The sequence below is a fragment of the Actinoplanes sandaracinus genome (assembly GCF_030009775.1).
Taxonomy (GTDB): Bacteria; Actinomycetota; Actinomycetes; order Mycobacteriales; family Micromonosporaceae; genus Actinoplanes; species Actinoplanes sandaracinus.
Genome location: NZ_JASCTH010000008.1, coordinates 153,978 through 166,578 on the forward strand (window position 1 = coordinate 153,978; position 12,601 = coordinate 166,578).

Annotated in this window: 9 protein-coding genes; 8 read left to right on the forward strand and 1 reads right to left on the reverse strand. The window is 70.6% G+C overall.

Annotated elements, in window-relative coordinates; all coding sequences use genetic code 11:
* The first annotated feature begins 232 nt into the window (after positions 1–232).
* From QLQ12_RS14250 to QLQ12_RS14260, 3 genes are all read left to right on the forward strand, one after another.
* Positions 233–3,079 (forward strand): bifunctional glycosyltransferase/CDP-glycerol:glycerophosphate glycerophosphotransferase, encoded by a 2,847-nt coding sequence (locus tag QLQ12_RS14250; protein ID WP_282760116.1) that lies wholly within the window; start codon positions 233–235, stop codon positions 3,077–3,079.
* A complete protein-coding gene (locus QLQ12_RS14255) occupies positions 3,076–4,242 on the forward strand; it encodes a glycosyltransferase (protein WP_282760117.1) in 1,167 nt (388 codons plus the stop codon). Before QLQ12_RS14250 ends, QLQ12_RS14255 begins: the two co-directional genes overlap by 4 nt.
* A 63-nt stretch (positions 4,243–4,305) precedes the next feature.
* A complete protein-coding gene (locus QLQ12_RS14260) occupies positions 4,306–4,794 on the forward strand; it encodes an NUDIX hydrolase (protein WP_282760119.1) in 489 nt (162 codons plus the stop codon).
* Between the two features lie 318 nt (positions 4,795–5,112).
* Here QLQ12_RS14260 and upp read toward each other — a convergent pair whose 3' ends face one another.
* Positions 5,113–5,745, reverse strand: a complete 633-nt coding sequence (upp, locus tag QLQ12_RS14265; protein WP_282760121.1) for a uracil phosphoribosyltransferase — start codon at positions 5,743–5,745, stop codon at positions 5,113–5,115.
* Positions 5,746–5,804: 59 nt separating this feature from the next.
* Here upp and deoC point away from each other — a divergent pair, with 59 nt between their 5' ends.
* From deoC to QLQ12_RS14290, 5 genes are all read left to right on the forward strand, one after another.
* Complete coding sequence (gene deoC / locus QLQ12_RS14270) at positions 5,805–6,734, forward strand: deoxyribose-phosphate aldolase (protein ID WP_282760122.1); 930 nt, start codon at positions 5,805–5,807, stop codon at positions 6,732–6,734.
* Positions 6,735–6,739: 5 nt separating this feature from the next.
* Positions 6,740–8,164 carry an aldehyde dehydrogenase family protein gene (locus QLQ12_RS14275; RefSeq protein ID WP_282760124.1) on the forward strand — a complete coding sequence of 475 codons (1,425 nt, stop codon included), beginning with the start codon at positions 6,740–6,742 and terminating at the stop codon, positions 8,162–8,164.
* A complete protein-coding gene (locus QLQ12_RS14280; RefSeq protein WP_282760126.1) occupies positions 8,157–9,005 on the forward strand; it encodes an aldehyde dehydrogenase family protein in 849 nt (282 codons plus the stop codon). Before QLQ12_RS14275 ends, QLQ12_RS14280 begins: the two co-directional genes overlap by 8 nt.
* Positions 9,006–9,118: 113 nt before the next feature.
* Positions 9,119–9,985 carry a DNA primase gene (locus tag QLQ12_RS14285; protein ID WP_407651479.1) on the forward strand — a complete coding sequence of 289 codons (867 nt, stop codon included), beginning with the start codon at positions 9,119–9,121 and terminating at the stop codon, positions 9,983–9,985.
* A 64-nt stretch (positions 9,986–10,049) separates the two neighbouring features.
* Positions 10,050–12,488: a transposase gene (locus QLQ12_RS14290; protein WP_282760128.1), complete on the forward strand. Its 2,439-nt coding sequence runs from the start codon at positions 10,050–10,052 to the stop codon at positions 12,486–12,488.
* The last annotated feature ends 113 nt before the right edge of the window (positions 12,489–12,601 follow it).

A 12,601-nucleotide genomic window follows, 5' to 3' on the forward strand; every position in this document is an offset into this window, starting at 1 on the left:
TCGGCACCGATGACCCCGGTGACGTACGCCGGACGTATGGAATCGCGACAACGATCGGGCGGACATCCACCAGCGCCTTGATCGTCGGCCGGAACCCGGGAACCTGGCTGTAGCCTATGATGTCGACCGCCATGGGCCCGGTCTTGCCGGCCCATCACACCGCGTCCCCCCATTCCCCCAGGGCGCCAGCGGACGCGAGAGCCTCACGTTTTTTGAAAGGACCACGTCGACCGTGACCTCGTCCCCACCCAGGCCCCCCGACGTCACAGTTGTGGTCATCGTCTACAACGACGCGGCCCGGATCGAGACCGCGGTCCGCTCGGTGCTGCAGCAGTCACTGCGCTCCCACGAGGTGATCGTGGTCGACGACCACAGCACCGACGGGACGCCGGCCGTGGTCGAGCGCCTGGTCGAGCAGCACCCCGACGTGATCCGGTCCATCCGCCTCCCGGCGAACTCCGGGCACTGCGGCGCGCCTCGTAACGCGGGTGTGGCGGCGGCGCGGGGCCGGTTCATCATGTTCCTGGACAGTGACGACACCCTGGACCAGCACGCCTGCCGCAACATGGTCTCGATGGCCGAGCAGAGCGAGGCCGACATGGTCATCGGCCGGTGCGTGCGCCACGACGTCGCCACCGGCAGGGAGAGCTCGTGGATGCCGCAGCTGGTCGAGCAGAAGGTGGTCTACGAGTCGCTGCACGACCGGCCCGAGCTGCTCTACGACGTGCTGTCGACCAACAAGCTGTACCGGCACGACTTCCTGACCCGGGAGAACCTGGTCTTCCTGGAGGACCGGCTCTACGAGGACAACCTGTTCTCCGCGCACGCCTACCTCGCGGCCAAGAAGATCGCGGTGATCCCGCAACGGATCTACACGTGGAACGTCGAGCGCCAGGCGGCGAACCAGTCGATCACCCGCCGGGCCGCCGACATCCGCAACATCACCGACCGGATCGTCGTCACCCGCAGGATCGACGACTTGCTCGCCCTGCATGACGCCGGTGACCTGCGGCTGCGCAAGGACGTCCGGTTCCTGGAGAACGACCTGCGGGTCCACCTGGCCGGGCTGAGCAATCTCCCGGAGGAGAACCAGCGCGCCCTCGTCGACGCCGCCCGCCCCTATCTGGAGACCCTCCAGGAGGAGGCGTTCCGGCTGGCCAAGCCACTCCCGGCGATGGCCGCCTACCTGGCCCGGCAGGGTGACCACCACGGTGTGGCCACGGTGCACGACTTCATGACGCCGCGGCCTCTGCAGCCACACCTCACCACCGACCTGGTCATCCGGGACGGCCGCGTCTTCTGGCTCGACCGGCACCTCGACGACCCTCTGGGCCGCGACGTGCTGGACGTCACCGACATGGGCTTCCAGGACAGCCCGCTCAGCAAGATGCGCATCGGCGGCCGGATCGACACCGCCCAGATCGACGGCGACCGGGCCACCCTCACCGGCTCGTTCACCAACCCGATCGGCCGGATCAGCGCCGAGGCGGCCCCGAAAGCGCAACTGGTCTTCGAGGAGCGGCGCGGCAAGCGGCGGGTGTTCAAGGCCAAGGCCGAGCTGACCGTCGACGCGCGGCGGGTCGGGTGGAGCGCCACCTTCGAGCCGGCGAAACTCCTGCGCCCGATCGGGCTGATCGACCCGAACTACTCCCTGCGCCTGCACGTCACCGTCGGCAGCGACATCGCCGAACTCGCGCTCTTCGCCGAGGACGACGTCATCGACGCGATGCGGCTACCGGTCCGGCCCAAGCTCAGCCGGCTCACCGCCGACCTGTTCCAGGGTTACCTCACCGACAGCGGCAACGTGGCCGTGCGCCTGGACGCCGCCGGCAGCGCCGCGAAACTGGGCACCGCGGCGATCAGCGGGGTGCGCAACACCCACCTCGGGAGCCGGGCCTGGCGGCGGGCCACCAAGCTCCAGACGTCGCTGAGCCTGCGCCGCGACGACCGTTCCACCCAGCTCTCCTGGTACGAGAACGTCTTCCTCAAGCTGCCCGTCCGCAAGGGCACCGTGGTCTTCGAGAGCCACATGGGCAAGCAGTTCTCGGACAGCCCGCGCGCCATCTATGAGGAGATGCGGCGGCGGGGGATCAAGTTCACCCCGATCTGGTCCTACGAGACCCACCCGGCCGGCTTCCCGTCCGGCGCGAAACTGGTCAAGCGGAACTCGTGGAGTTACCTGCAGGCGCTCGCGCAGGCCGAGTACTGGATCGACAATCAGGGCTTCCCGCACGACCTGCGCAAGCGGCCGGAGACCACGTACATCCAGACGTGGCACGGCTCGGCGTTCAAGCGGATGGGTTTCGACGAGGCGGCCATCAAGGCGCGGACCGAGAGCCAGCAGAAGCGCTGGCAGCGCGCCGTCAACCGGTTCGACTACTTCCTGGTCCGGTCGGAACACGACGTGCGCACCCTGACCAAGGGCATGCGGGTGGGCGCCGAGCTGCTGCGGTTCGGGTACCCGCGTAACGACGCTCTGCTCAACGGTGGCAACGAGGACCAGTTGCGGAAGCTGCGCAAGCGGCTCGGGATCGCCGAGGGGCGGCGGGTGGTGCTCTACGCGCCCACCTTCCGGCCGGAGGAGGTGGACCGGCCCTCGGGGCTGGAGCTGCCGTTCGACCTGGAAGAGTTCGTGCACCGTTTCGGCGAGGACACGATGCTGCTGGTCCGGCCGCACTACCTGGTCTCGTTCGCGCTGCCCCCGGCGTACGCCCATGCGGTGCGCAACGTGGCGAACGTCCACGACGTGACCCCGCTGATGCAGATCGCCGACGCACTGATCACCGACTACTCGTCCCTGATGTTCGACTACTCGCTGCTGAACCGGCCGATGATCTTCCACGTGCCGGACTACGACGACTACGTGGGCAGCAGCCGGGGTTCCTACTTCGATCTCGGCTCGACCGCGCCGGGCCCCCTGACCCGTACCTCGGAGGAACTGATCGCCGCCATCGCGGACCTCGACGGCAACGCGACCTCCTACGCGGACAAGCGCCGCGAGTTCGTCGGCCGGTTCGGTGAGTACGACACCGGGCAGGCGGCCAAGTCCGTCGTCGACCACTTCTTCGGAGACCGGTGACCGCCGTGGCCGAGCACCGCGACATCTTCATCGTCTGCAACAGCGTGAACGAGTTGGGCGGCCTGACCCAGTGGGTGCACGACATCTCACGGCTGTTCACCGCCCGCGGCCACCGGGTGCGCCTGATCGGTGTGGAGCCGGCGAGCGACTACCGGGACTTCGGGTCGGATCTGCCGTACCAGACGATCACGCTGCACGCCGACCGCCTGCCACGGCGCCGCAAGGCGAAGGGGCTGGGCGGCCTCAACCCGAAGCGGGCCCTGCGGACCCGCCAACGGCAGCGGATCTTCGAGCACGGGGTGGAGCGCCTCAACGAGATCCTGCGCACCGCCTCCGGGCCGGGCGCCGTGGTGATCGCGGCTCAGGTCTGGGCCGGCGAGTGGGTGGTCGCCGCCGACACCACGGGCATGCAGGTCATCGGCATGTCCCACGAGTCGTTCGAGGCGTGCCGCAACAGCAGCCGTTACCGCCGGGTGCTGAAGTTCTACGGCCAGATGGACATCCACCTGTCGCTCACCGACGCCGACGCGGACGCCTGGGCCATCGCGAAACCCGGCATGTCGAACGTCGGCGCCATGCCGAACCCGCTGATGACCGTGCCGAAGACGATGCCCACGCTGGACGAGAAGACCGTGGTGTCGCTCCGCCGGCTCTCCCACGACAAGGGCCTCGACATGCTGCTCGAGGCGTGGGCGCTGGTCGGCCCACAGCACCCGGACTGGTCGCTGAAGATCTTCGGCGCCGGGCCGGACGAGCAGGCGCTCCGCACCCAGGCCCGGGATCTGGGATTCGACGACAAGCTGATCTTCCAGGGCAAGACCAGCGACATCGACGGCGCCCTCAGTTCCGCCTCGATCTATGCGCTGCCGTCCCGGGAGGAAGGCTTCCCGATCGCGGTGATGGAGGCGATGGCCTACGGTCTGCCGACCGTCGCCTTCGACTGCGCCCCCGGCATCCGCGAGTTGATCGACGACGAGGTCAGCGGCGGCCTGGTGGTCACCGCCGGTAACGTCCCCGGTTTCGCGGCCGGTCTGGAACGGCTGATCAAGGATCGGGAACTGCGGGGCCGGCTCGGCGCGGCGGGCCGCGACTCGGTCCGGCGCTTCACCCCGGACAGCATCGTCGACCGGTGGGAATCCCTGTTCGCGCTCCTCGACCGCTGACCGGCCGGATCAGCGGACACCGGCGGTGAGGCATTGCGCTCACCGCCGGTTAGGGTGCTCGGCGTGCAAGCGATCATCGCCACTCTGGGTTACGTCTTCTCCCCCGACCGGCAGCGGGTCCTGATGATCCGGCGGGACGCCCGGCCGGACGACATCCACTACGGCTACTACAACGGCCTCGGCGGCAAGCTGGAACCCGGCGAGGACGTGGTCGCGGGCCTGCGCCGGGAGATCCACGAAGAGGCCGGACTCGACTGCACCGGCGTCGAACTGGCGGGCACGATCTCCTGGCCCGGGTTCGGCCGCGACGGCGAGAACTGGTTCGGTTTCCTCTTCCGGATCACCGGGTGGACCGGTGAGCCGTACTCGGCCAACGACGAGGGCAGCCTGCACTGGGTCGAGGTCGCCGAGATCCTCTCCGGCCGGCTCCCGATGTGGGAGTCCGACCGCCACTTCCTGCCCCTGGTCTTCGCCGCCGAGCCGGCCGTCTTCCACGGCGTCATGCCCTTCGCCGCCGGCAAGGCCACGGCGTGGAGCTACCACACCCTTTAGACCCTTCGCTGGTACGGGTCCGCGGTCCCCGACCGCATGGACCGCGGTCCCGTGGCTCCCGCGCGACCGTCTCCCGGGTCCGGGCCGCAGCGCGCCCGGCGGGCTGCTGCCCGCTCCCGGACCCCGTCAGCCGTAGCTCCGCCACGCCACCGGACGGCCATTCCCCGTCTCGGCGACGGCCGGCGCGCCTCGGCGTGACGGGACAGGCGCGCCGGGGCACCGGGGCACCGGCCGCTTCGTCGCGCGGGAAGCGCGGGACGGCGCGGGTGCGGTCGGGTGAGCGGTGGCCGTACCGGAAAGCGGTGTCGATCTGGTTTTTCAGAAGCGGCGCATGCCGCCGAACTGGCGGTCGCCGGCGTCACCGAGGCCGGGGACGATGTAGGCCTTCTCGTTGAGGCCCTCATCGATCGAGGCGGTGACCAGGCGCAGCGGCAGGCCGGCGTCGGCCAGGCGCTTGACGCCCTCGGGAGCGGCCAGCACGCAGCAGATGATCACGTCGGTGCACCCGCGGTCGACGAGCAGCTTGCAGCAGTGCAGCAGCGAGCCGCCGGTGGCCAGCATCGGGTCGAGGACCAGCACCGGCTGATGGGAGAGGTCGACGGGCAGCGACTCCATGTAGGCGCGGGGCTCGTGCGTCTCCTCGTCGCGGGCCAGACCGACGAAGCCCATCGACGACTCGGGCAGCAGCGCCAGTGCGGCGTCAGCCATGCCGAGGCCAGCGCGGAGCACCGGGACGATCAGGGGCGGGTTGGCGAGCCGGGTGCCCTCGGTGGGCGCGACCGGCGTCTCGATGGGGTATTTCTCGACGGCGAAGAGACGGGCCGCCTCGTAGACCACCATGGTAGTGAGTTCGTGCAGCGAGGCGCGGAAGACACCGGAGTCGGTCTCGGTGCGGCGCATCGCGGTGAGCCTGGTCTGAGCCAGCGGATGATCTACGACAAGGACGTCCACGGGCACAACCTATCGTTCAATCAAGATCAACTGTCACAGGGTTGCGTAGAATCGTTTTCATGACTGTGGCGGCAACCGCTGGACTGTCCGATCTCCGCTCGTTCCTGCACGGCCTGCCCGGGGTCGATCACGTGGGCGTCGAGGCGCGGGCGGCGGCGCTCGCCACCCGCTCGATCAAGGCCGACTCCAAGGCGAAAGCGATCGACCTGGCCATCCGCATGATCGACCTGACCACGCTGGAGGGCGCCGACACCCCCGGCAAGGTGCGGGCGCTCTGCGCCAAGGCCAGACGCCCCGATCCCGCCGATCCCAGTTGCCCGCCGGTGGCCGCGATCTGCGTCTACCCCGCGATGGTTCCGGTCGCCGCCGCCGCGCTCGCCGGGTCGGGGGTGCATCTGGCCAGCGTCGCGACCGCGTTCCCGTCCGGCCAGGCGCCGCTCGAGGTGAAACTGGCCGACACGCGCGAGGCGGTGGCCGCCGGCGCCGGCGAGATCGACATGGTGATCAGCCGTGGCGCGTTCCTCGCCGGCGACTACACCCGGGTCTTCGATGAGATCACCGCGGTCAAGGACGCGTGTGGCGGCGCCCACCTCAAGGTCATCCTCGAGACGGGCGAGCTGGGCACCTACGACAACATCCGCCGGGCCTCCTGGCTGGCGATGCTGGCCGGCGCCGACTTCATCAAGACCTCGACCGGCAAGGTCGCGGTCAACGCCACCCTGCCGATCACGCTGGTCATGCTGGAGGCGGTGCGCGACTTCCGGGAACGGCACGGCCGGATCATCGGGGTCAAACCGGCCGGCGGCATCAAGACCACCAAGGACGCCATCAAGTACCTGGTGTTGATCAACGAGACCGTGGGCGACGACTGGCTCCACCCCGACCGGTTCCGTCTCGGGGCCTCCTCGCTGCTCAACGACCTGCTCATGCAGCGCACCAAGCTGACCACCGGCCACTACGCCGGTCCGGACTACTTCACCCTGGATTGAGCCTCATGTTCGAGTACGCTCCAGCACCCGAATCCCGCTCCGTGGTCGACCTCGCCGGGTCCTACGGCCTCTTCATCGACGGCGCGTTCGACAGCGGCAAGGACGGCAACGTCTTCAAGACGGTCAACCCGGCCACCGAGGAGGTCCTCGCCGAGGTCGCCACGGCCGGCCCGGAAGACGTCGACCGGGCGGTGGCCGCGGCCCGGCGCGCGTTCGGCCCGTGGTCCGAGCTGCCCGGCGCCGAGCGCGCGAAGTACCTCTTCCGGATCGCCCGGATCATCCAGGAACGCGCCCGTGAGCTGGCCGTGCTGGAGTCGCTCGACAACGGCAAGCCGATCAAGGAGGCACGCGACGTCGACCTGCCACTGGTCGCGGCGCACTTCTTCTACTACGCGGGCTGGGCCGACAAACTGGCGTACGCGGGCTTCGGCCCCGACCCGCGCCCGCTCGGCGTGGCCGGCCAGGTCATCCCGTGGAACTTCCCGCTGCTGATGCTGGCGTGGAAGGTCGCGCCCGCGCTCGCCACCGGCAACACCGTGGTGCTCAAGCCGGCCGAGACCACCCCGCTGTCCGCGCTCTTCTTCGCCGACGTGTGCCGGCAGGCCGAGCTGCCACCCGGCGTGGTCAACATCGTGACCGGGGCCGGCGACACGGGCGCCTATCTCGTGCAGCACCCGGACGTGGACAAGGTGGCCTTCACCGGCTCCACCGAGGTGGGCCGGGAGATCGCCCGGACGGTGGCCGGCAGCGGCAAGCGCCTCACCCTGGAACTGGGCGGCAAGGCGGCCAACATCGTCTTCGACGACGCCCCGGTCGACCAGGCCGTCGAGGGCATCGTGAACGGCATCTTCTTCAACCAGGGGCACGTCTGCTGCGCGGGTTCCCGGCTACTGGTCCAGGAGTCGATCGCCGATTCGTTCCTCGATTCGCTGAAACGGCGAATGGCGACGCTGCGCGTCGGTGACCCGCTGGACAAGAACACCGACATCGGCGCGATCAACTCTGCGGCGCAATTGGCCCGTATTTCAGAATTGTCGGAAATAGGGTCGGCGGAGGGCGCGGAGCGCTGGTCGCCGGAGTGCTCGCTGCCGGAACGGGGCTTCTGGTTCGCGCCGACGATCTTCACCGGCGTGACCCAGGCCCACCGGATCGCCCGGGAGGAGATCTTCGGGCCGGTGCTGTCGGTGCTGACCTTCCGGACCCCGGAGGAAGCCGTCGCCAAGGCCAACAACACGCCGTACGGCCTCTCGGCCGGCATCTGGACCGAGAAGGGCTCACGCATCCTGGCCGTCGCCGACAAGCTCCGGGCCGGCGTGGTGTGGGCCAACACGTTCAACAAGTTCGACCCGGCGTCGCCGTTCGGCGGCTACAAGGAGTCCGGCTACGGCCGCGAGGGTGGCCGGCACGGCCTGGAGGCGTACCTTGCCTAAGTCAGTCAAGTCCGTCACTGTTTCCCCGGAACCGGGACGGCTCTCCGTGCGCAAGACCTACAAGCTCTACATCGGTGGCAAGTTCCCCCGGAGCGAGTCAGGACGGACCTACCTGGTGGACGGCGACAACGTGGCCCTCGCCTCGCGCAAGGACGCCCGTGACGCGGTGCTCGCGGCGCGCGCCGCCCAGCCGAAATGGGCCGGCGCCACCGCGTACAACCGCGGTCAGGTGCTCTACCGGATCGCCGAGATGATCGAGGCCCGCCGTGCCGAGTTCACCGCGCTGGGCGTGCCCGGCGCCGAGGTGAGCGCCGTCGTCGACCGCTGGGTCTGGTACGCGGGCTGGTCCGACAAGATCGCCCAGGTGGCCGGCGGGGCGAACCCGGTGGCCGGGCCGTTCTTCAACATCTCCGCTCCGGAGCCCACCGGCGTCGTCGCCGTCGTCGCGCCGGCCTCCCTGCTCGGTCTGGTCAGCGTCATCGCCCCGGCGATCGTGACCGGCAACACAGTGGTGGTCCTCGCCGCCGGCCCGCAGGTCGCGGTCACCCTGGCCGAGGTGCTGGCCACCTCGGACGTGCCGGGTGGCGTGGTGAACCTGCTCACGGGGCGCTACGCGGAGACCGCGCCGTGGCTCGCCGGCCACGACGACGTCAACGCCCTCGACCTCACCGGGGTGGACCACCCGGACCTGGCCGCCGAGTTGGAGAGGGCCGCGGCCGGCACGTTGAAACGGGTGATCCGGCCGGTGACCGGCGGACCCGACTTCACCGCCGACCCCGGCCTGCGGCCGATGACCGCCCTACTGGAGACCAAGACCGTGTGGCACCCGAAGGGCTACTGACGCCATCAGTTCGGATGGTGCCGGGGACGGGGCGGATGTCACACAGCGTTGCCGACTAGGGTGTGTGCCCAGAGTCACCCGTCCCACCACCCCCAGATCACCCGGAGGTCACCGTGACCAGCCAGTCCGACGAGCCCGAGGCGTCCGCGCCGGTGGCCGAGAAGCCCTCGTCCGAGGGGACTTCCGGGCGGGAGCTTTGGGAAAAAGTCCGCGTCTCGCCGGTGGAGATCGCCCTTCCGGCCGGGGTGGGACTGACCCTCCGGGCGTACCGGAAGGCGTCCGAGCTCACGCCCACCGAGATCGAGATCGACGAGGACGACCCCTTCGAGGCCCGCAAGCGGCGTGCCGAGGCGGAGGAAGAGGTCATCGTCGACGAGGAGTACCAGGCGCTCATCGCCGAGGGTGCGACCGGCGATGACGACAAGGCCGCCGCCACCGCCGACGAGCCCGACCCGTCCGACTTCGAGGACGAGCCCGAGGCCGAGGCGGGTGACGAGGAAGTACCCATGTTCCTCAGCCACAAGGGCCGACTGCTTGCTTTCAAGAGCACCGAATCGCTCGTCTCCTTCCTTCGTTCGGGTGCTCCGCACGATCTCGCACAATTGGACACCTGGGGTGACCTGGTCGAGCGGGTACAGTCGAGCGACGTCGACCCGCTGCCGGAAGACCGCTACGAGCTCGACCTCGTGGTGGAAAACCTGCGTGGCGGTCACGACACGTGGGACCTGCCGCTGCTCATCAACGCCGGCGAAGTGGCCCGCGACCTGGGTTACGCACTCCGTATCAAGCCGGTGATCCTGGCACTGTCGCCTGGTTCGCCGCTCGACGATCTCGACGAGTCCCTCCGAACCGCGGAGAAGGGCGGCATGAGCGGGTTCTTCGGACGTCGCCGATTGAAGAAAATCGGGGCACAACAGGCGAGTCTCGGCTGGCGGTCGGTCATCGGCAAGATCTCTGCCGCCGTGGACTGGCGTGACTGACCGATTACCAGGGAATATCAATCCTTGGCCACAGAGAAGCACCCCCGGGGAGGAGGACGACGCCGTGGCGCTCGTGCGCGTGTTCTGCGGTCTGGCGTCGGCTGATGATTCGGTGCGTACGGCTTCGGCCGCACCACTGACCATCGCCGTGGTGGACGACGCAGGCCGGCTGCTCGGCGTCCACGAGATCAGCGACGATCCTGCCGGGTACGCCCAGCTGGGCACGCTGCTCGTGGAACGGACGACGGGCTTCAGCGACGCGGCGGTCGCCGCCGACAGCGACGACCACGTGGTCACCTCACTGCTCACCGCAGCCGGGCGGCCCCTGGTGGTGGTCGACGACGACGACGCCGACGACTTCGCCGAACGCTTCTCCGACGACGACTCCCCCGAGGAGATCTCCGCGCCTGTGGCCGCCCGGCGGGCCGTCGGCCTGGCCCGGGCGCTGCAGGCCGGCGCGATCGCCGCGGTGACCCTGCCGGCGCCGCGCGAACTGGTCAGCTACAAGCCGGTCCTCGCGGCGCACGTGGCCATGCTGAACGGACGTAACGCCGCCGCCTCCGCCCTGCGCGAAGTGCTGCGTGAGCTCTACCCCGCCGCGCTCCGGGCCTACCCGGACCCGGCACACCACCTGGCCCTCGCGGTCCTCGACGCGGTGCCCGAGCCCGGCCGGCTGACCGGCCGGGCCAGTGACCCGGCGCACGCGACCCGGGAACTCGCCGCCGAGCTGGCCCGTGCCGGAGCGGGCAGCGAAAGCGAACTGGTCGGGGCCGTCACCGCCCTGCACGTGGCGATCAGCGAGTCACCGCGCCGGGGTGGCGTCAACAAGTCGCTCGCGCCGGCCGCCGCCGAGGCGGTCCGCCAGGCGATCGCGGCCGTCCGCGCCTGTGACGACGCCTGCCATGCCCTGGTCGGCACGCTCACGGCCCGGGGCTCCCTGCCCACCGCCAACCCGAACGTCGGCCGCCGCAGCGCACGGCGCGGCCTCGAACCGGTCGCGCCCCAGCCCGCGCTGGGCGGCGACAGCGGCACCCGCTTCGGTCGTCGCGGCCGCCCCGAGCCGGCCACCACCGGCAGCGGCCCGGCCACCCCGCAGCCGATGAGCCCTCCACCGGTCGCCCCCGACCCGATCACGGCGCCGCCGATCGCCCCCGCCGCGGCGAACGGCCTGCCGGGTCGCGCCAGCAACCCGATGAACCGGCCGGTGTCGGTGCCGCCGCCCCCTCCGGGCATGACCCCGATCACTCCCGGGTCCCGTCCGGTTCCGGCGTCGCGCAACCCCGCCGCCCCGTCCTCGGTGCCGCCGGCGGGGTCCAGCCCGGCCGACGCGGGCGAGCCGTTCCGGCCGACCCTGACCAACGCCGAGCTCAACCGGGCCCGGGCCGAGCGCCGCACCGTCATCCCGCCACGCCCGGCGACCACCCGGCAGCCGGCGGCCAACGGCGCGACCGACTTCAGCCTTCCGATGCCGTCCCCGCGGCCCGTTCAGGAGACGCCGGAGCCGGGTTCGCGGGCCAACTGGCCGCTGTTGAACGGCGACAAGGAAGAAGCCACCCGCACCGACCTGCCGGCGCGCTCCGAGCCGCCGTCCCGGTCGGACCTGCCATCCCGGTCGGACCTGCCATCCCGGTCGGACCTGCCGTCACGCTCGCCGATGTCGTCCCGGTCCGACCTGTCGTCCTCCCGGACGGATCTGCCGTCCCGGTCCGACCTGTCGTCCTCCCGGACCGACCTGCCGTCCCGGTCCAAGCCGCCGTCACGGGGCGATCTGCCGTCGCGGGGCGATCTGCCCTCACGGCCGGGGTCGGCAGCCGCCTCCGTCAGCTCGCCGCCGACCGGTGGCCGGGTTCGCCCTCCGTGGCAGGACATGCCGCAGGAACCGCCCCCGCTGCAGCTGCCGAAAGAGCCCGCACGCCGTCGCGTCGACCAGGCGGTCAACGGCGGCGGCCGCGCCCGCCTTCCCGGTCTCGACCAGCTCGGCGGCACCCCGCCGATGCGTCTCAGGGAGAGCGCCGACCGTCCGCCCAGGATCACCGCCCTGGACCGCAGCAGCGCGCCGCCGGTGCCCGCCGACGGCAGCGACGGCGATCTGCTGATCTTCGCGGCGGCCCGTTCGGCCTGGTTCACCGGCACCACCGAGACCGACGGTGACGTCGACTGGGCCAACCCGAACGACAGTGGCTGGCGTGCCGCCCAGAAGGCGTCCACCCCCGCCGTCGCGGCGGAGACCTCGGCCGGCCTCCCGAAACGGGTGCCGCAGGCCAACCTGGTCCCCGGTTCCCCGCTCCGCGAGGAACGCCCGCTGCGCATCGTCCGCGACGCCGCGTCGATCGCCGCGCACACCACCGGCTATTTCCGTGGCTGGCGACGCGGGCAGGAGATCGGCGGCTTCGCCATGGGCGGCAGGCCGGGCCGCGAGGCCGCGGGCGGCTGGGACTTCAGCCGCGACGGCCAGCCGGCCGACGAATACCGCAGCAACAGCAGCAACAACAGCGGACGCTGAGCATCGAGCAGAAGGCCGCGACCACTCTGGTCGCGGCCTTCTCGCATGCCCGGCCACCGGGGCCCGGAGCCCCGGACGCCGGTGGCGGATGATGATCGCATGCGAGGTGTTGT

Coding starts and splice junctions, on each gene's coding strand:
- deoC (WP_282760122.1), top strand. CDS start 5,805: ATGACTGTGGCGGCAACCGCTGGACTGTCCGATCTCCGCTCGTTCCTG.
- QLQ12_RS14275 (WP_282760124.1), top strand. CDS start 6,740: ATGTTCGAGTACGCTCCAGCACCCGAATCCCGCTCCGTGGTCGACCTC.